Source organism: Azospirillum terrae, assembly GCF_053470425.1.
This window is the reverse complement of the sequence record NZ_JBPXMR010000022.1, coordinates 24,385-42,115: the sequence shown is the minus strand read 5'-3', so window position 1 is coordinate 42,115 and position 17,731 is coordinate 24,385. Positions and strand designations below refer to the sequence as shown.

The 17,731-nt window shown below is 63.1% G+C and carries 17 protein-coding genes and 1 pseudogene; 8 read left to right on the top strand and 10 right to left on the bottom strand.

The window, feature by feature from the left end:
- Positions 1-365: 365 nt before the first annotated feature.
- Together ACSVDD_RS28525 and ACSVDD_RS28520 are read right to left on the bottom strand one after the other, a co-directional pair.
- Positions 366-629: pseudogene (locus ACSVDD_RS28525) on the bottom strand (ISL3 family transposase); the annotation flags it as partial.
- A 152-nt stretch (positions 630-781) separates the two neighbouring features.
- Positions 782-880, bottom strand: coding sequence for a transposase family protein (locus tag ACSVDD_RS28520; protein WP_448192811.1), 99 nt, complete (start codon positions 878-880; stop codon positions 782-784).
- 372 nt (positions 881-1,252) lie between these two features.
- Here ACSVDD_RS28520 and ACSVDD_RS28515 point away from each other — a divergent pair, with 372 nt between their 5' ends.
- The gene (locus tag ACSVDD_RS28515; protein ID WP_448192810.1) at positions 1,253-3,385 is read left to right on the top strand and encodes a helix-turn-helix domain-containing protein; all 2,133 of its coding nucleotides are present in this window, start codon (positions 1,253-1,255) and stop codon (positions 3,383-3,385) included.
- A 228-nt stretch (positions 3,386-3,613) separates the two neighbouring features.
- Here the strand turns inward: ACSVDD_RS28515 and ACSVDD_RS28510 are convergent, their stop codons facing one another.
- Positions 3,614-3,931: a hypothetical protein gene (locus ACSVDD_RS28510; RefSeq protein WP_448192809.1), complete on the bottom strand. Its 318-nt coding sequence runs from the start codon at positions 3,929-3,931 to the stop codon at positions 3,614-3,616.
- 105 nt (positions 3,932-4,036) lie between these two features.
- On the opposite strand from ACSVDD_RS28510, the gene ACSVDD_RS28505 reads away from it, so the two are divergent.
- The gene (locus tag ACSVDD_RS28505; RefSeq protein ID WP_448192808.1) at positions 4,037-4,345 is read left to right on the top strand and encodes a hypothetical protein; all 309 of its coding nucleotides are present in this window, start codon (positions 4,037-4,039) and stop codon (positions 4,343-4,345) included.
- 86 nt (positions 4,346-4,431) lie between these two features.
- Positions 4,432-4,563, top strand: a complete 132-nt coding sequence (locus tag ACSVDD_RS28500; RefSeq protein ID WP_448192807.1) for a hypothetical protein — start codon at positions 4,432-4,434, stop codon at positions 4,561-4,563.
- On the opposite strand, the gene nfi is transcribed toward ACSVDD_RS28500, so the two are convergent.
- Positions 4,560-5,243 carry a deoxyribonuclease V gene (nfi, locus tag ACSVDD_RS28495; protein ID WP_448192806.1) on the bottom strand — a complete coding sequence of 228 codons (684 nt, stop codon included), beginning with the start codon at positions 5,241-5,243 and terminating at the stop codon, positions 4,560-4,562. The genes ACSVDD_RS28500 and nfi overlap by 4 nt on opposite strands.
- Before the next feature lie 174 nt (positions 5,244-5,417).
- Here nfi and ACSVDD_RS28490 point away from each other — a divergent pair, with 174 nt between their 5' ends.
- The 4 genes from ACSVDD_RS28490 (at position 5,418) to ACSVDD_RS28475 (ending at position 11,415) form a co-directional block, all read left to right on the top strand.
- Positions 5,418-6,839, top strand: coding sequence for a hypothetical protein (locus ACSVDD_RS28490; protein WP_448192805.1), 1,422 nt, complete (start codon positions 5,418-5,420; stop codon positions 6,837-6,839).
- Positions 6,836-10,207 carry a VPA1269 family protein gene (locus ACSVDD_RS28485; RefSeq protein ID WP_448192804.1) on the top strand — a complete coding sequence of 1,124 codons (3,372 nt, stop codon included), beginning with the start codon at positions 6,836-6,838 and terminating at the stop codon, positions 10,205-10,207. Before ACSVDD_RS28490 ends, ACSVDD_RS28485 begins: the two co-directional genes overlap by 4 nt.
- A 74-nt stretch (positions 10,208-10,281) precedes the next feature.
- Positions 10,282-10,830 (top strand): hypothetical protein, encoded by a 549-nt coding sequence (locus ACSVDD_RS28480; RefSeq protein ID WP_448192803.1) that lies wholly within the window; start codon positions 10,282-10,284, stop codon positions 10,828-10,830.
- A 156-nt stretch (positions 10,831-10,986) separates the two neighbouring features.
- Entirely contained in the window at positions 10,987-11,415 is a 429-nt protein-coding gene (locus ACSVDD_RS28475; RefSeq protein WP_448192818.1) for a uracil-DNA glycosylase family protein, read from the top strand.
- 4 nt (positions 11,416-11,419) lie between these two features.
- On the opposite strand, the gene ACSVDD_RS28470 is transcribed toward ACSVDD_RS28475, so the two are convergent.
- Positions 11,420-12,178 (bottom strand): SAM-dependent methyltransferase, encoded by a 759-nt coding sequence (locus ACSVDD_RS28470; protein WP_448192802.1) that lies wholly within the window; start codon positions 12,176-12,178, stop codon positions 11,420-11,422.
- A gap of 15 nt (positions 12,179-12,193) precedes the next feature.
- Positions 12,194-12,610: a metallopeptidase family protein gene (locus ACSVDD_RS28465; RefSeq protein ID WP_448192801.1), complete on the bottom strand. Its 417-nt coding sequence runs from the start codon at positions 12,608-12,610 to the stop codon at positions 12,194-12,196.
- 81 nt (positions 12,611-12,691) lie between these two features.
- On the opposite strand from ACSVDD_RS28465, the gene ACSVDD_RS28460 reads away from it, so the two are divergent.
- Positions 12,692-12,994, top strand: a complete 303-nt coding sequence (locus ACSVDD_RS28460) for a 4a-hydroxytetrahydrobiopterin dehydratase (RefSeq protein ID WP_448192800.1) — start codon at positions 12,692-12,694, stop codon at positions 12,992-12,994.
- A 9-nt stretch (positions 12,995-13,003) separates the two neighbouring features.
- Here the strand turns inward: ACSVDD_RS28460 and ACSVDD_RS28455 are convergent, their stop codons facing one another.
- From ACSVDD_RS28455 to trpB, 4 genes are read right to left on the bottom strand one after another with little or no spacing between them, the layout of a single operon-like run.
- Positions 13,004-14,281, bottom strand: coding sequence for a bifunctional folylpolyglutamate synthase/dihydrofolate synthase (locus ACSVDD_RS28455; RefSeq protein ID WP_448192799.1), 1,278 nt, complete (start codon positions 14,279-14,281; stop codon positions 13,004-13,006).
- 59 nt (positions 14,282-14,340) lie between these two features.
- Positions 14,341-15,315, bottom strand: a complete 975-nt coding sequence (accD, locus tag ACSVDD_RS28450; protein ID WP_448192798.1) for an acetyl-CoA carboxylase, carboxyltransferase subunit beta — start codon at positions 15,313-15,315, stop codon at positions 14,341-14,343.
- Positions 15,316-15,336: 21 nt separating this feature from the next.
- Entirely contained in the window at positions 15,337-16,173 is an 837-nt protein-coding gene (gene trpA / locus ACSVDD_RS28445) for a tryptophan synthase subunit alpha (protein ID WP_448192797.1), read from the bottom strand.
- The gene (trpB, locus tag ACSVDD_RS28440; RefSeq protein ID WP_448192796.1) at positions 16,170-17,387 is read right to left on the bottom strand and encodes a tryptophan synthase subunit beta; all 1,218 of its coding nucleotides are present in this window, start codon (positions 17,385-17,387) and stop codon (positions 16,170-16,172) included. Before trpB ends, trpA begins: the two co-directional genes overlap by 4 nt.
- Between the last annotated feature and the right edge of the window lie 344 nt (positions 17,388-17,731).

Below are 17,731 nucleotides of genomic sequence, written 5' to 3'. Positions count from 1 at the left end.
GTACTTTGCCTTCCTTGATTCTAAATGTCAGCATCCCGCCGTATGCATTCTTGCGCCTCCCAGCGGACCGCCAACGCAACCCACCTCACCGTGTGTCCCGCCTATGTCAAGCATGACGTCCAGTACGCCATCGATGCTGGCGATGTGTGCTTTGCTCCGGCCCTGTGCCGGCTGCTACGCTGGGTGGACTACGCACCAGCGTCATCTTCCGCAAGGTCACCAACGGCTTCCGCTCGCTCTGGGGTGCTGACCATCAACGCCCTGATCCACTCCGTCATCGGTACTGGGCGCCTCAACGGCTTGTCGGTGTTGCGCAGCAGATGCCAGCGGTCCGCGACATGGACCGCATCCGCAGCGCCTCGCCGGGCTCCGTCGGCATAGACGTCGGCCCGATCGCGAACGATCACCACCACCCCGGGATGTGCGCGCAGCCACGCCGCGAACGAGGCGGCGTCCCGGTCCGGCAGCAGGTCCACCACGGCGCCGCGCTCGAGGTCGACCAGGATGGTCCCGTAGCGATGGCCCTTGCGCCAAGCCCACTCGTCCACTCCCAGCACCCGCGGCGCCGGACCTTCGACGCGAGGGGCCGCGGTGGCGAGCCGCAGCAGCGTGTCGGCGGAGACCGGCATGGCCAGACGGTGAGCAAGCCGGCCGCCGGCCTCCCCGCCCAGGGCGAGGTCAACGTGGCGCTGGATGTCGACCAGACGCTCGGACCGACGGGCGGACGGGCGAACGACGCCGGGCAGGACCTCGGCAAAGGTGCGCTTCGGGCAGCCGGCCTTTACATCATGCACAGGAACCGGCGCACGTGGAGCCGAAGGATCACTGGGCGGCCTTGCCACGGTAGGTCGCCCAGCCGCCGCTCATAGCGGCTGTGCACGGGCGACGACAGCGTCGAGCAAGCCGGGCATGGGGACGAGGGGCGCCGGGGACGTTCAATGATCGTGATGCGGTCAGGTTCGGGCAGGACGTGCTCAACGGCGAGCTCGTCGGGGATCCAAGGGGAGGAGGCGCTTGGCCGACACGAACGCCTCGTCGCGGCCGAGCTTCATGGGGTCCGAGTAGCAGAGGAGCAGAAAGTCCGATTGGGCGGCGGTGGCTGTAGGGAAAACCTCTTTGGCACGGTTTCCGTACAGCCGACCGATCCGACAGGGCAGCCCACGCCGGCCGCCCAGCCGGAAACGAACGCTTGCTGAAACGTTTCTGTGGTTGCATAGAAACGTTTCAGCAATGGTTCTTCCGGAGTGCGATCATGAGCCGTCAAGTCGAAGTCGGGCAACATCTCGCCATGCTGCGCGAGAAAGCTGGGTACAAGCAAAACGAACTCGCGCGGCGCATCGAATGGAGCCCTGCGGTTCTCTCGCGGGTCGAAGGAGGGGAACGCCCTTTGACCGACGACGAGCTCGAAAGCATCGTATCGGGAATCGGCACACCCGAAGCGCTGAACTTGAAAGACCTTCTAGCCCGCCAGTGGCGCATCATCCCCGAACCGCCCCTGGCGGACCCGGACGCCGATCTCCTCTGGAACGCGGAAACGACGGCGCAGGCAATCCACGCATTGGCCGAAAGCCCCGACGTCAAGCAATTCTTCGAGCGCCGGCTGGTCCGTTACGAGGCGGAATTGTCGGCCGCCGCCGGATCGGTCGCCAATAAAAGCTACCGCGTTGCCCTTCTCGGCACTATCGCCGTAGGGAAGTCCACCGCTATTTGCCGCGCCGAAAGCTTGGAAATCGCCACGCCGAAAGGGATGCCGAAAACGGTTTTGGAAACGGGATCGGGCGGCATAACCATATGCGAGGTCCATTTGAGGAAAGGCCCGCAATACGGATTGATCATCGAGCCTTGCCCCGAAGACGAACTCCGGCGGCACGTCATGGATTTCGCGAATTTCCTGCTGAACTCGGGAAAAGCCCCGCTCGCCCCCGACGACGCCGACGCCGAGGGCGAAACGGTGGGCATATCGCGCGAGGTCGAACGCGCGATCCGCAATATGGCCGGCCTGCGGAAACGGCGGGCCGAAAAGAAACCCGACGGGACCGTCATTCCCGCTTCGGACGACGGGAAAAAGCTTGCCGAAGAGTTTCCCGACCCGAAGGCGCTTTGCGTGGAACTTCTCGCGCGCATGGAATTGCACAAGCGCGACAAGCGGGTCGTATGGTACGCGGACAACGTGGGCCGTCCGCAATTGGAATGGCTCCAAGAAACGTTCGAATTCGTGAATAACGGCCGCCATCCGGAATTCACTTTGCCGAAGCGCATCGAAATGGTGGTGCCGAACACCATTCTCGGGGAGGAGGCGTTGTCCGTCACCTTGATCGACACGCAAGGCATCGACGACGTCGCCGAGCGGGCCGATCTCGAACAGCATTTCGACGACCCGCACACGGTCGTGGTGTTATGCACGCATTTCAACGAAGCCCCTTCCACGCAGATAAGGCAACTTCTGACGCGCGCCAAAGAAGGCGGCGTGCGGACGCTCGACAGCCATGTCGGAATCTTGGTCCTGCCGCGTCCGGGCGACGCGCTGAAAGTCAAAGACAGCGGCTACTTGGTGGAAACGGCGGACGAAGGGTGCTTGGTCAAGGAGGAAGAAGTCCAATTGAAACTGCACCCTCTCGGGTTGAGTCATCTACCGATCGAATTTTTCAATTCCGCCGAAGACTCCCCGGATAAGCTCCGGTCGTTCATCCAAGCGCGCATCGAGGCCGTACGAGAACACCACCGCAATACCGTGCGCGAAATCATCGACGGAGCCCGAGCGCTCCTCGCCAATTACGAACGGGAGCAATCCCGCGAAATCATGCGGGCCGCAGCGCACCGGCTCGAAGTCTGGCTGACGCACAACGCCGAAGTTGCAGCGACGTCGGCGCACCATGTCCAAGACAGCCTGATCGCCGCGGTCGCCAAAGCGCATCCCCGGACGATCTCGGCATCCGTGACGCGGACGGGCGAATGGCCCAACCTCAACTATCCGCACCAGCTTAGCCACGGCGCGCGCCGCATCGCGACCCAGATGATCGAGCCCAAATTGAACGGCCTAAGGGAAATCGCCAAGAATCTTTTGGACGACGAGGAAATGACTGACGCTTTCGACCTCATACGCCAATGCGTGCGAGTGGCGGACGACAGTTTCGACCGGTTGCTGCGCAAGGCGCAACTCGTCGGCCAAAGCATTTACGCGGATGAATTGCGGCTGGATTCCGTTTTTTGGCAGGATTGCGAAAGCGAACGCGGCCGGGGGTATCGGGATCGGATCAACGCCCGTAACAGCGAATGGTTTCGGGGAAGGCAAGGGAGCGGCGGCGACGCGCGCGTCGTCGCGATAGTTCGCGAAGCTTGGGCGGAAGCTCTCCAATCCGTGCGCGATCTGATCGTCCAAGAGTAGGGGGCTGAGTAGCAATGGAGCAGGAAATCCGATCTAGCGGGCAACCGCTGGCGTAGCCGTTGAAAAACACATGTTTCCCGACAGGATAACGGGGGCCGCGTAGCACCAGAGCGAAGTCCCCGGTATCGTGAACGGCAAACCCTGTCGGATCGGTCGGCTGTACGGAAACCGTACCAGGGAGGTTTTCCCTACAGCCACTGCCGCCCAATCGGACTTTCTGTTCCTCTGCTACTCGAACCCCTTCATCGTCAGCATCATCGACGTGAGTGCCATGGCCCGGGGGCGCCGGGTGGTCGCGCTGTCGATCTGGATGTCGACCGCGGTGATCTCGCCGGCGGCGAGGGGTGCCACCTTGGGGAAACCGACGATCAGGCTGGTCTCCTGGGCCGCCGTGCGGGCGATCGCCAGCGTCAGGCCGTTGTCGTACCGCGCCTCGATTGGGTCACGACACGGAAGTGACGCGATTGTCCGGTTCGCAAGAACGTGAAGCGAACGCCTGTCCGCTTTCCCATGCCCCATCCAGGCAGGTGAGTTCAGGTGGTACACCTGCACCACCTAGTGCGGCGACATTCCCCCTTTCCTGCATAAAAATCTGGTGGTACATATGTACCACCATATGCCCTCCCCTAGTCTTCTCACCGGAGATGATGCATGCCTCGCCCTTTCATTTTCCCTGACCCCAGGGAGAGGAGCCCGAACAGCCCGTCAATCATAGCCAGCCCGCAGCAAATCCTCGGTCTGTACAACCAGATAAATCAAGGAAATGCAAAATACGTTACCGACAATGTTAAGAATTGGTTCGTCGGTATGGCAATGCAACTCGGCTGGAGCGCACATCATTGCTCGGGTAACCAAATTGTGTTATTTGTAGATTTCCGCAATTTCTCATACGAAAACAACGCCTCTCGCTACGAAATCGGGTATCCTCAGCCAATACCCAAGATCGAGAACAACCGTTAAGTGTTAATCAAGTAGGGCTAGGTCGCCCATGCGGGCTGGATCACTTCCAGCGGATGACGCACGAGGCGACTTTCTGCCCGCACGGGGTGACAACACGAAAGTGTGTCGGGCTCAAGCCGGTCTTCGCCTTGGCCGAGACGCCGAAGGTGGACGGCACGGTGGAACTGGACGGCTGGGACGCCCTGCTGGCGCGGGTGGTGCTGGCCGCGGCGGGCTAACCGTGCATCCGTGACAGCGCATCGGCCAGCCGGATCGGCTCCGGCAGCCGCCATTTCGGCGTGACGCGCAGCACCAGATCGACGCAGGTCTGCAGGCTCACGCGGTGGCCTGCCGAAACGAACAGCGGGTTGGTACCGTCGCGGGTGCGCAGGGCAACGCCGACGATCTCCCGGCGGTGCCACAGGGGCGAGGAGGAGCCGCGCTCCCGCCCCGGCTCCTCGTAGCGGCCGATCAGCCGCGATTTGGCGACGCCGATGGTCGGCAGTCCGGTCACCACGCCGAGGTGGCACGCCAGCCCGAACCGGCGCGGGTGCGCGATCCCTTGCCCGTCCACCAGCACGAGATCCGGCGGCTCCGGCAGCAGCGCCAGCGCCGCCGCCATCGCCGGCACCTCGCGGAACGACAGCAGCCCCGGCACATAGGGGAACACGGTGCGGCGCGCCAGCAGCACGCTGCGCCGCAGTTCAAGCGTGTCCGGATCGACCTCGGCCACGGCGCCCCAGGTGCAACCGTCCTGTTCGCTGTAATGCGCGTCCACCGCCGCCAGCCGGCACAGCGGCGGGCAATCGTCGTGGGTGACAACAAGGCCGCGCAGCCGTTCCTGCACGGCGCGCGCCTCGGCCTCGGTGGCCGGCCAGGGTTCAGTCAGCGCGTCCAAGCCCGCCACCGTCCGTGCCATCCGACCGCCCTCCGAAGACCGTCTACTGCGCCCTTCAACAGGCAACTGGCCCTAACGACACGGTATTGGCCTTAACATCTTGAGTTGGCCATCTATACTGAAAATATCTGTAAGAGCAAGAGACATCCAGATTAGGCTGTCTTATAATTTCCACCAGGCAACTCCGAGGGCAAAATGGTTGGGCATCGCGGACGATGCACGATTGTTTGGGTGCCGATAGCTGAACTGGCTGGCCGACACCTCCCCATTCTCATCCTTGCAGACGGCAATGTGTCTGCGACGGTCACCGACTACGCGATTGATTTGATTGCCCGGCGAAGTTGCGCAACGGTCGACGCCAGCGTGCGCTCAATCGCGCTGCTCTTCGATTTCCATGGGGCTCAGTATGGAGGCGTAATGCCTCCTGCAAAGGAACAGGAGAGATTTTTTCATTTGTTCGTCTCAGCTATCGAAAATGGAACGATGGCAATCGACGGCAGCGATCCAACTGGCCTCGGATGGCAACCCCGACCTACCGGACAGGTAAAGAGGATCGTTCAACGATGTGCGGAATTTCTTGCATTTGCCTCGCGCCAATCGGACGTTTCAGGGCTCGGCGGTTTTGCGTGGGTCGTTGAACGCGTCCTCGATGAGGCTGAGCGGAGACGAGATGCCAATGCTTCATACTCGTTCTTTGCTCACCTGCGCCAGTCCAAACAGCCCCGCCGCCCCTGGTTCACACAGGGGGCTGGGTGGATGAGTGGTACACGAAGAGCGGTTGGATTTCCTCCGCATAAGATCACGCCACTGATCGCCACAACACTGACCAACCCGCGTGCCGAAAAAGCTGCACGAGTTAGGGATGCTCTTGCTTGGGTATTGCTAGCCTACGGCGGCATTCGGTCCAGTGAGTTGTTCCACATTTGGTTGACGGACATTTTATTGGAAGGCGGCAGTGCGAGAGTATTCCTGCGACACCCAAGTGACTTTTCGGTGAAGGTCAGAGGCAAGCGGGTGACGAGACGAATGCATCTCGCCGATCAATACGGATCTCTCCCTAGGCATCTGCTTCCTATAGGAGATAGCTTCCACGCTGGATGGAAAGGAATAAGCTTCGACTATGACAACACCGCGGTGATTCATTGGATCGACCCCAGGGCTGGAGAGTTGTTTGCCTCCTTGCACTATGCCTGGCTTACCAAGCTCCGCCCAAGCACACCGGACCACCCCTACTATTTCGTGAGCGTTGACAGGAGTGGAGATTTTGGCGGTCCATGGACAATCGGCGCATTTAGGGATGCATTTCGATCGGCGTGCCTGCGTTTGGGACTGCGGCCAAACCAATCGGAAGGAGTCTGCCCGCACGGCCTCAGGCATGCCTATGGCTTGGCGGCGGAGGCGATGAACCTACCGAGCAGCATCATCCAAGAGATGATGCATCACCGGCACCCACTCAGCCAGGAAGCATACAAAAAGAAGCGGCCGGAGGAAGTGAGCAAGAAAATCGTCGAAGCGAGTCGTCGGCTGCAGACCGGTGATCTGATCATACCTGCTTATGACGAACAGTTCTGGTATTCGGACCCCCGCAAACTCTTTAACGGCTGGAGGTTCGGATGAACTATGCAAATTTTCCCCTTTCCGGCAAAGACGGTGAAGATCCTGGATTTCGCAGGTTTCAGGCCGATGATGAAAATGAGGTACCATTTAACTTGTCGCGTAGCCGGGTATGGATCATTGACGATACCCTCTCCCGAATTGAGGCAGCTCGCACCTTGTATTTCGAACTCAAGTGCACCGACAAGCTCCAGTCCGGCAATTGGGCTAGAGCCGAAAAGGCGGACTCGGTTTTTCGCTACCGCCGAGGGAGCCTATCTGGACCTGAGCCTGATACTATTCTTGGATGGCGTCATCTCGTTCAAGCCTTGACAGCTGAAGGAGTGGACTTCTTTTTCAACAGAGGCGTCTTCGACGCTCTGTATTCCCACGACACAGTCCAGCCGATCGTCGAAGAACTGTATAAAGCTCTCCTCAAAGACCGTTCATTGAATAGCGACCGAACAGCGAGCGCTGCAATCACGGGCCTTTTTTGTCTGCAGGCTGCGGGCGCAATCCTGCTTCCTGCGGGATGGGCATCCCGGCACGGCGGAATTCGACAGGTTTGGCCGGGCGCGACTGAGACGCTGTCCGCTATCCTCCATCCTGATGAACGCCTTTTTACGCCGACGGTACGGGAGCAGTTGAAGGGCTCGATGGCCGAACTTGGCGGGGCCGAGGCGGTGGGCGGGAATGCAAAACGCATTCGCCAGACGTATCGAGCGCTGAAGCTTTTCCTAACCGCTCTTCCCCCAGGGTACCAGGTCGGACGCATTTCGGGCGACATGTTCATTGCTGCGATCGAGCTAATGGTGGAAATGCGAGAAGGCGTTGGCGTTGCTCCCGCACGGGATAGAGGCATTTCGAACCTGCGGCTGGTGTGGAATGCGGTCGCGCCATACAGAACAACACTTCCATCGGCGGCTGATGAGACACGGAGCATCAGAGACTTCGTAACTTCATTCGTCAGCAGGACGGGAATTGACGCGGATAGTGAGCGTCGCCGCCGCCAGCGTGGTCATCAGATGCGGAAAGAAGGAGACCTGCGCTGGGTAATCGAGGAGGCGCCGCACCTTGAACCGATCGTCGAGTTGGGCAGGGAATATATCCGCTCAGGCACGGCATACGTGTCTGCAACGCTTAGCCGAGGCTTCGAAAAACTTTTTGAATATTTGATTGACCGCCCCGAGCGCATCTCCAACCTTTCTCGGCTCGGCAGAGACGATTTTCGGGCTGGGGGGCAGTGCTGCATCGCCGAAGGGGGGTTTCCCTCTTATATCGACTACATCAGGACCGCTCATGACGTTAAGCGGAACAACAATCGTGGAAGCAACAAGGGAGCGCGCTCGGACAATCAACTTAATCACATTCTTAATGCGACATTAAATTTTCTGGAGTGGTACCGCGATTCCAAGGATCCAGATTTCCGTGTACCCTTATATCGGAGCGACATTCCTGGGCAGGACCGAAGAGGATGGAAAGGTGGCAAGAGCACTAAACTGCCCGTGCCCATCAGGGTGCTTAATCTCTGCAAATCAATTCTGACCGAGAATGGTTATGCATGGTCAAGGACGCAAAAAGAAGATTATGTTCTGGTAACCTACCCTGACGGAACGACGGGCCTCGAATGGTGCCCGGTAAGGGCAGTTGCCATGCTCCTGCTCTTTTCCCTGCCATTGCGTGGCGTTAGCGTCCGTAGGCTTGACTCCGGGGAAGGAGACGAATTTATCTTTGATCCAGATACAAACGCATGGAGCAGAAATGACCTTCCTACAGCGGAACCAGGACGATCTGTCGGAGTGATCCATCAAGTACTGGAGATGGGGGAAGACGGAAGGCCGCTTGGCGGATTTTTCATCAATTCCAACAAGACCCAGAACGCAAAGAACAAGCTAAAGTGGTCAAGAGGGCCGAATAAGTCTGCGCGAGGATTCGGCTACATCATTCCGTGGCACAACGAAGAACTCTTCCGGCACCTAGCCTATTGCCGGAGCTGGCAATCCCGTTACAACCCCGTATCTGAACCACGTGGCCTGGATACAGTCGCCGACCATTCAATGCGCGTGACGAAGGCCGTCGCGCAGAACCTTCCAGGCTTCTACTTTCTTTTCCGCGATCCAAGCGCAGGAAATGAGCCAGTCTCATCATATAAGCTAAATCAAATGTTTTATCAAGTTCTTGAGGAAGCTGGTCGCCGTCTCTCGGAGGATGATGGGCGAAAAATTTCACTGAGCGACCTTTTTACTCTCCATAGCCTCAGGGTGGGCGGCATCACCGCCTTCATGAAAGCTGGCGTACCCCTGAGCGTGCTGACTGAGTTCGTTGCCGGGCATGCTACGGTGATCATGAATATTTATTATCAGCGCCACAGTTCGCCCGAGATAAATCGAATCATCTCCGAGGCGGCTTCCACCCTGGAGTCGGGCGGGCTTGTCGAGGATGATCTGTTTAACCGCGTGTCAAAAATATCCGAAGACATTGCCGTTGGTGAGGACGGCACATTTTCGGCCCAGGGACTGGTCTTTAGGGACAGGGAAGCTCTGGACCTCCTCAGGAAATGTCAAAAGGGATTGGTGCTCATCGACCTTGACGGGTGCTGCCCAGCTGGGGGCACAATGTGTGACCTGGGAGGGCCGTTGAGCGCCAGTGGGGAGGCCACGGCCAATCTCCTCGGGCAGCATGGATGCGCAACATGCCGGTTCCATGTTAACGGGGAGCCTTTTCTCGCAGGCATGGTAGTGAAGGCGAATGAGGCGATTTATCGTCTTTCTGGGTTTGCCGACGCCATCCGCACAGTTGAGGGCCAATTGGCTGAAGAGCAAACTGAAGGTCGTCGCGGCATTCGTAGAATTCTTCACGGGCGGCTTGATGGCCTGAACCTACAAGCTGACCAATTAATGATGGAGTGGTCCGCGCGAGCCCAAGCAATCTTAATGACTACTGGTCAGATGCAAATGCTTTACAGTGGCGCACCAGGGAAAGGGAATGCTGTGCTGATAGCGAAAGAAAATGTGATTTTTGAACAGTGCTCCCGATTCCGGCTAGCCGATTTTTTGGCTCGCGCAACAGATATCATTCAAATCACTCCTTCGGTGGTCGAGGAGGTTAAGCTTCGGCGCCGGGTTGTTCTCGACCAGCTTCTGGACGACAATGGCCTTCGTCCCTTCCTGTTTTCCCTGCCGGACAAAGTCGCGCAAAAATCTGCAACCAAGCTGGTGGATTTTCTTGTGGAGGCCATTGGGTGGGACGGCTTGGAAGCCGCGTCGGAGCACCGGAGAAGGCTCACCGACTTAGGCTTTAATCCCGTCCAGTTGGAGGCTATGACCTCAATATGCAGTGATGATTCAGTGAATTCCATGCCTACCTCTGGACCGTTGGAGCCTATTGGATGAGCAGAACGCCAACGGCAGCATCGTTGTATACTGACTTGGAGACCGCCACCAGGTCACCTAAGGCGGCCCGTTCATTGGCTAACATCAAGGCCGCTGTCGAGATTGTCCTGAAAGGTCCTTATGAGCGGACTCTAGCGTCTGTTGCCGCAGTATGCACCGAGCAGTTTGGGGGGCCCAAATACCAGTCGATTTGCAACAGCAGTGGCTATCGCGCCTATATCAACGCCCGTTTCGCCGAAGCTCGAGCCGCCACAATCGTCTCGCGGCAGGGAACGCCCCCACCTGCTGAGGCTGAAGCCCTAATAGAGGTGCTCCAAGCGCGGGTACAGTTTCTAGCGGAGGAGAATACTCGTCTAAAGAAAGCTTTCCGGTCACTTGAACCAGTGCCTATAAACAAGCTTCTCGGTAAGAGTGGCCCTGGGATCACCAACTGTCCACCTACAGATTCCTCTATGATCGGGCTTTCAGCGGATGAAAAGCGCGATCTCAGAGCCTTTCTCAACAGCGCATTCGACATGGGTTTCGACAACGCACCGGACGGACGGCTGGTAACCACAAGAGGGTTGACTGTTATCGGCGCGGCAGGGATGGCCGTTCTGCGCCGCTTGGTCGGAGACGAGTAATAAAGGGACGTGGTCGTCCCTGGAGCTCTGAAGGATAGGCGTGGCCGCTTCGCCTTCGCACTCCGCAATTGCCCGCGCGCCCGAGAAGGCAGGCCCTACTCGCCATAAGCATTTGTTGTCAAAGCATTAGTAGTTTTAGACCTACCATGACCCCGAATTCCGTGGAACGACCCGTCCGGCGACCGGCTGCGCCAGTGGCTGGACCTCGACCGCGCGGCTTTCTACGACGAGGCGCGCATCGCCATCGTGCCGATGGGCTTCTGCTATCCCGGCACCGCGCCGAAGGGCGGCGACTACCCGCCGCGGCCGGAGTGCGCGCCGCTCTGGCACGCCCAGGTGATGGCGGCGCTGAGCGGGGTGCAAGTGACGCTGCTGGTCGGCAGCTACGCGCAGGCGCATTACCTGGGCGAGCGGCGCAAGGCGACGATGACGGAGACGGTGGCGGCGTGGCGCGAGTACGGCCCGACGTTCATTCCGCTTCCGCACCCAAGCTGGCGCAACACCGCCTGGATCAAGCGGAACCCCTGGTTCGAAGAGGATCTGGTGCCGGCGCTGCGCGCGCGGGTGCGTGGGGTGTTGGGCTGACCACTCACCCCAGGCGGCGCATCAAGTAGAACACGTACCCGTAGCTCGCCCCAAACTGCCGGTACAGCTCGATCTCCGCGGCCTGGGTGTCCAGCACCGCGGCCCATTGCGGGTCGAGTGGGTGGCGCTCCCGCCGTTCGGCGATGCGGGTCTCCAGCGGGCGGTAGTACTCGTCCCACCACGCCGACGCGGGCAGGGTGACGGTCTCCAGCACGCGGTAGCCGGCGCGCTCCGCCGCCCTGCGGTTGGCGGACTCCGTCGCCATCGCCGGATAGGCCTCGGCCCAGAACGCCCGCGCGTCGGCCGGCGGCAACCCGGTCAGCCACGTCAGCTCGCTGACCGCCATCAACCCGCCCGGCCGCAGCAGCCGGCGCCAGCGCTCCAGCCCTTGCGCGAAGCCGATGATGTAGATGGCGCCCTCGGACCACAGCAGGTCGAAGCTCTCGGGCGGGTAGGCGCCGTCCAGCTCGAACATGGAGCGCCGCTCCACCCGCAGGCGGCGGCCGAGGCCCGCCTCGTCGATGCGGCGTTGCGTTTCGCCAAGGGAAGGCTCGTGGATGTCGATGCCGGTGACGGTGCCGCCGGTGGCGCGGCCGAGCAGCAGGGTCGCCCGCCCGGTGCCGCAACCGACGTCGAGCACCGCCGGGCCGTCCGGCAGCCCATGCGCGCGCAGCCGGCTCAACGCGTCGAGCGTGGCGGTGTCGGAACCCGGCGCCTGCCGCGGCAGGCCGTCGTGCAGTTGGAGGAAACGCTCCATGTCCATGGCTTGGGCCTGCCCTCAGTCGGTGTCGCTGCCTTCGATGCGATCCATGTCGTCGTCGGAGAAGCCGAAATGATGGCCGATCTCGTGGATCAGCACGTGGCGGACGATGCCGTACAGATCCTCTCCCGTCTCGCACCAGTAATCGAGGATCGGGCGGCGGTAGAGGAAGATGGCGTCCAGGCTGGTGCGCACGTCACCGACGCTCTGCCGGGTCAGGTCCACGCCGCGGTAGAGGCCGAGCAGGTCGAAGGGGCTTTCCAGCTCCATGTCGCGCTCGGTCTCCTCGTCGGGGAAGTCCTCGATCTGGATCAGCACGTTGCGGACGTGGCGGCGCAGCGGCTCGGGAATGGTGCCGAGCGCCTCCTCGGCCATGCTCTCCAATTCGGCGAGCGAGGGCGGCGCGGTGAAGGGGTGCGAACGTTTCGTGCTCATGGCCGCGAGCCTAGCGGAGCTTGACCCCCGCGCCAAGCGGCGCTAAGCCGGGAGTCGGTCACGCGGAAGGGGGAGGGTCGCATGTCGGACAAGCTGGTCGGCGCAAAGCGCCAGGGTGCGTTGAAGGAACTGCACGGCTGGTCGGAGGTGCTGGAGCGCGACGCCATCCGCAAGACCTACCATTTCGCCGATTTCCCCACGGCGTGGGGCTTCATGACCCAGGTGGCGCTGCTGGCGGTCAAGCACGACCACTGCCCGGAATGGTTCAACGACCTCGGCCGCGTCGAGATCATCCTGTACACCCGCGACGTGGACGGCGTGACCGGCAAGGACGTGGAGTTCGCCCACCGCCTGGACGCCATCGCCCCGGCGCACGACCGGTAGAGGCGGGCGCTAACCGTTCTCCGCCAGCACCGTTCCGGCCAGATACAGGGACCCGCAGATCAGCGCGCGGCCCGGTTCCGCGCCGCTGAGCGACGCCAGCGCCGCGGCGGTGTCCGCGGCTGGGACGGCATCGGTGATGCCCACGGCGCGCGCCGCGGCGGCGGCGGCTTCGGCTGACAGCGACGCCTCCTCGCCGGGGATGGCGACGGCGCGCAGGCGGCGGATGTGCGGCGCCAGCGGGCCGAGGAACTCGGCCGGCTCCTTGCTCGCCAGCATGCCGAACACGAGGTCGAGCGGCCGGCCGTCTTGCGCGGCCCAGGCGGCGGCCTGCACCGCCAGAACCTCACCGGCGGAATCGTTGTGGCCGCCGTCCAGCCACAGCTCCCACCCCGCGGGCAGATCCTCCACCAGCGGGCCGCGGCTCAGGCGTTGCAGCCGCGCCGGCCACCGCGCGTTCGCCAGCCCGCGCGCCGCCGCGGCGTCGTCCACCCGCACCGGCAGGTGATCCAGGCAGGCCAGCGCCACCCCGGCGTTGACGATCTGGTGCGCGCCGGTCAACCCCGGTGGCGGCAACTCCAGGCGCCGCTTGGCGCTTTCGAAGCGGAAACCCACGGGCAGCGGCTCGACGCACCAGGGATGCAGGGGGGCGCCGACCTCCGCCGCGCGTTCGGCCAGCGCGCCGGCGGCCTCCGGGTCCGGCTGCGGGGCGAGGATGGCGGGCACGCCTGGCTTGAGGATGCCGGCCTTCTCGAAGGCGATGGCCGACAGCGTGTCGCCGAGGAACTGGCGGTGGTCGTAGGAGACGCGGGTGATGGCGGTGACCGCTGGCCGGTCGATGACGTTGGTGGCGTCCAGCCGCCCGCCCAGCCCGGTTTCCAGCAGCACCACGTCGGCCGGGGTGCGCGCGAAGGCGAGGAAGGCGGCGGCGGTCGTCACCTCGAAAAAGGTGATCGGCGCGTCGGCGTTGGCGGCCTCGCACTCTTCCAGCAGGGCGGTCAGGTGGTCGTCGGTGATCAGCGTGCCGGCCAGCCGGACCCGCTCGTGGAAATGCACGAGGTGCGGCGAGGTGTAGACGTGCACCCGCAGCCCCGCCGCCTCCAGCATGGCGCGCAGGAAGGCGATGGTGGAGCCCTTGCCGTTGGTGCCGGCGACATGGACGACCGGCGGCAGGCGCGTGTGCGGGTCGCCGAGCGCCGCCAGCAGCCGGTGGATGCGGCCAAGCGACAGGTCGATGATCTTCGGGTGCAGCGCCGTCAGCCGCTTCAGGACCGGATCGGAAAGGGCCATGGGCCTGAACTTCTATTATCCGTCATCCCCGCGGACGCGGGGATGACGGTGAACAAGCATCAGCGCGCGTCGTTGTGCGCGGCCTCGCCCTGCGGCGGGGTGTGGTCGGCGGCTTCGGCCTGCATGACGTCGCCGTCCTCGTCACCGTCCGCGCCGGCGATCTCCAGCACCGGCTGCGGCTTGGCGGTCGGCCGCATCAGCAGGTCGAGCACGCGGATCAGCGTCCCGCGCAAATCCTTGCGGTGCACGACCATGTCCACCATGCCGTGGTCCAGCAGGTACTCGGAACGCTGGAAGCCCTCCGGCAGGGTCTCGCGGATCGTGCTTTCGATGACGCGGGCGCCGGCAAAGCCGATCTGCGCGCCCTTCTCGGCGATGTGGATGTCGCCCAGCATGGCGAAGGATGCCGTGACGCCGCCGGTGGTCGGGTCGGTCAGCACCACCACGTAGGGCAGGCCGGCCTCCTTGACCATCTCCACCGCGATGGTGGTGCGCGGCATCTGCATGAGCGACAGGATGCCCTCCTGCATGCGCGCCCCGCCCGAGGCCGGGACGACCACCAGCGGCGCGCGGCGCGCCACCGCGGCCTTGGCGGCGGCCAGCAGGCCCTCGCCGACGCCGATGCCCATGGAGCCGCCCATGAAGCCGAAGTCGAACGCCGCGACCACGGTCGGCAGCCCGCCCATGGTGCCGTGCCCGACGACGATGGCGTCGTTGCGGCCGGTCTTGCCCTGGGCTTCCTTCAGGCGGTCGGTGTAGCGCTTCTGGTCGCGGAACTTCAGCGGATCGACGGGCGTCTTCGGCACCTCGATGGCGTGGTGCTCGCCGTCATCGAACAGCATGCCCAGCCGCTTCAGCGGATCGAGGCGCATGTGGAAGCCGCAATGCTGGCAGACCGAGAGGTTTTCCTCCAGGTCGCGGTGGAACAGCATGGCCTCGCAGTTCGGGCACTTGTGCCAGAGGTTGTCCGGCACGTCCTTGCGGGCGACCAGCGCGCGGATCTTCGGACGGACGTAGTTGGTAAGCCAGTTCATCGGACCACTCTCAATTCACAGTCAGGCGCGAGCCCGGCGCACGCCGGCGCTCAGTTCCCGCACGAATCCCAGCACATCGGCGACCAGTCCCGGCTGCGCCACGCCGTCCTCGCCAAGGTTTGCCGCGACGCGGCTGACGATGGCGGAGCCCACCACCGCTGCATCCGCCACGCAGGCGACCGCTGCGGCCTGCTCCGGCGTCTTGATGCCGAAGCCGACCGCCACCGGCAGCTCGGTGTGGCGCTTGAGCCGGGCCACCGCCTCGGCCACCGCCGCGTCGCTGGCCGACGCCGCACCGGTGATGCCGGCCACCGACACGTAGTAGACGAAGCCCGAGGTGTTCTTCAGCACCGCCGGCAGCCGCGCGTCGTCGCTGGTCGGCGTGGCGAGGCGGACGAAGTTGACTCCCGCCTTCAGCGCCGGGACGCACAGCTCCTCATCCTCTTCCGGCGGCAGGTCGACGACGATCAGGCCGTCCACCCCCGCCGCCTTGGCGTCGGTCAGGAAGCGCTCCACGCCGTAGCTGTAGATGGGGTTGTAGTAGCCCATCAGGATGATCGGCGTGTCGGCGTCGGTCTTGCGGAAGTCGGCCACCAGCTCCAGCGTGCGGGTGGTCTTCGCTCCGGCCTTCAGCGCGCGCAGGCCGGCGGCCTGGATCGCCGGGCCATCGGCCATCGGGTCGGTGAAGGGCATGCCCAGCTCGATCAGGTCGGCGCCCGCTTCGGGCAAGCCTTCCAGAACCGCGCGGCAGGTCTCGTGGTCGGGGTCGCCGGCGGTGATGAAGGTCACCAGGCCGGCGCGGCCCTCGTGCTTCAGCGCCGCGAAGCGCCGGGCGATGCGTCCGGTTTCGGTGCTCACAGCTTCACTCCGAGATGGTTGGCGACGGTGAAGATGTCCTTGTCGCCGCGCCCCGACAGGCACAGCACCATCAAATGGTCCTTCGGCAGCCCAGGCGCGCGCTTGACGACCTCCGCCAGCCCGTGCGCCGATTCCAGCGCCGGGATGATGCCCTCGGTGCGGGCGCAGAGCTGGAAGGCGTCCAGCGCCTCCTGGTCGGTGACGTTGGCGTACTCGATGCGGCCGATGTCGTTGAGCCACGCGTGCTCCGGCCCGATGCCTGGATAGTCCAGGCCGGCGGAGATCGAGTGGCCTTCGAGGATCTGGCCGTCCTCGTCCTGCAACAGGTAGGTGCGGTTGCCGTGCAGCACGCCCGGCCGCCCGCCGGCGATGGAGGCGGCGTGCGCGTCCGGCCCCTTGTCGATGCCGTGCCCGGCCGCCTCGACGCCGATCATTTTGACCGACACGTCATCGAGGAACGGGTGGAACAGCCCCATGGCGTTGGAGCCGCCGCCGACGCAGGCGACCAGCGAATCGGGCAGGCGGCCTTCGGCCTCCTGCATCTGCGCGCGCACCTCGTCGCCGATCACCGATTGGAAGTCGCGGACCATGGCGGGGTAGGGGTGCGGGCCGGCCACGGTGCCGATCAGGTAATAGGTGTCGGCGACGTTGGTGACCCAGTCGCGCAGCGCCTCGTTCATGGCGTCCTTCAGCGTGCGGGCACCCGAGGTGACCGACACCACCTCCGCCCCCAGCAGCTTCATGCGGAAGACGTTCGGCTGCTGCCGGGCGATGTCCACCTCGCCCATGTAGATGACGCAGGGCATGTCGAACAGCGCGCACACCGTCGCCGTCGCCACGCCGTGCTGGCCGGCGCCGGTCTCGGCGATGATGCGGGTCTTGCCCATGCGGCGCGCCAGCAGGATCTGGCCGATGCAGTTGTTGATCTTGTGCGCGCCGGTGTGGTTCAGCTCCTCGCGCTTGAAATAGATCTTCGCGCCGCCGAGCTGTTCGGTCAGCCGCTCGGCGAAGTACAGCGGGTTGGGCCGGCCGACGTACTGCTTCAGCCGCACCTTCAGGTCGGCCAGGAACTCCGGGTCGGCCTTGCAGGCGGTGTACGCCTTTTCGACCTCCAGGATGAGCGGCATCAGCGTCTCGGCGACGAAGCGTCCGCCATAGATGCCGAAATGGCCGTGCTCGTCCGGCCCTGCGCGGAAGGTGTTGCGTATGGTCATCGCGGGATCGGGACTCGTGCTGGAGCGGGTGCGGCACTCTTCAAGAGGAGCCGGTGTGGCGCCACCATAGCGGTGCTTGTGGCACTTTTGAAGCGCCACGCGGCCACACCGATGAAACCGGGCGCAACAGTGGGCTGCGACACTTGCGCGGCCTTCCGCTGATTGCACGCACAAGCAACTTAGGATTATAACGATTCAAGCAAAAGTCATATGGTTTTTGCGTCGATCCGCGCGGTTGGTCTTTCAAGGCGTGCTTATGCGTTCCATGCACCCTCTGGTGCGTCGCCCGCCGACGCGATGCCACCGATGAGCACCCCATCGGCACGTCGTTCCGCAGGTAGCGG

Bases quoted from the DNA above. Each gene is read 5' to 3' on its own strand.
- ACSVDD_RS28515 (WP_448192810.1), top strand. From the start codon at position 1,253: ATGAGCCGTCAAGTCGAAGTCGGGCAACATCTCGCCATGCTGCGCGAG.
- ACSVDD_RS28505 (WP_448192808.1), top strand. From the start codon at position 4,037: ATGCCTCGCCCTTTCATTTTCCCTGACCCCAGGGAGAGGAGCCCGAAC.
- nfi (WP_448192806.1), bottom strand. From the start codon at position 5,243: ATGGCACGGACGGTGGCGGGCTTGGACGCGCTGACTGAACCCTGGCCG.
- ACSVDD_RS28490 (WP_448192805.1), top strand. From the start codon at position 5,418: ATGGTTGGGCATCGCGGACGATGCACGATTGTTTGGGTGCCGATAGCT.
- ACSVDD_RS28485 (WP_448192804.1), top strand. From the start codon at position 6,836: ATGAACTATGCAAATTTTCCCCTTTCCGGCAAAGACGGTGAAGATCCT.
- ACSVDD_RS28470 (WP_448192802.1), bottom strand. From the start codon at position 12,178: ATGGACATGGAGCGTTTCCTCCAACTGCACGACGGCCTGCCGCGGCAG.
- ACSVDD_RS28465 (WP_448192801.1), bottom strand. From the start codon at position 12,610: ATGAGCACGAAACGTTCGCACCCCTTCACCGCGCCGCCCTCGCTCGCC.
- ACSVDD_RS28460 (WP_448192800.1), top strand. From the start codon at position 12,692: ATGTCGGACAAGCTGGTCGGCGCAAAGCGCCAGGGTGCGTTGAAGGAA.
- ACSVDD_RS28455 (WP_448192799.1), bottom strand. From the start codon at position 14,281: ATGGCCCTTTCCGATCCGGTCCTGAAGCGGCTGACGGCGCTGCACCCG.
- accD (WP_448192798.1), bottom strand. From the start codon at position 15,315: ATGAACTGGCTTACCAACTACGTCCGTCCGAAGATCCGCGCGCTGGTC.
- trpB (WP_448192796.1), bottom strand. From the start codon at position 17,387: ATGACCATACGCAACACCTTCCGCGCAGGGCCGGACGAGCACGGCCAT.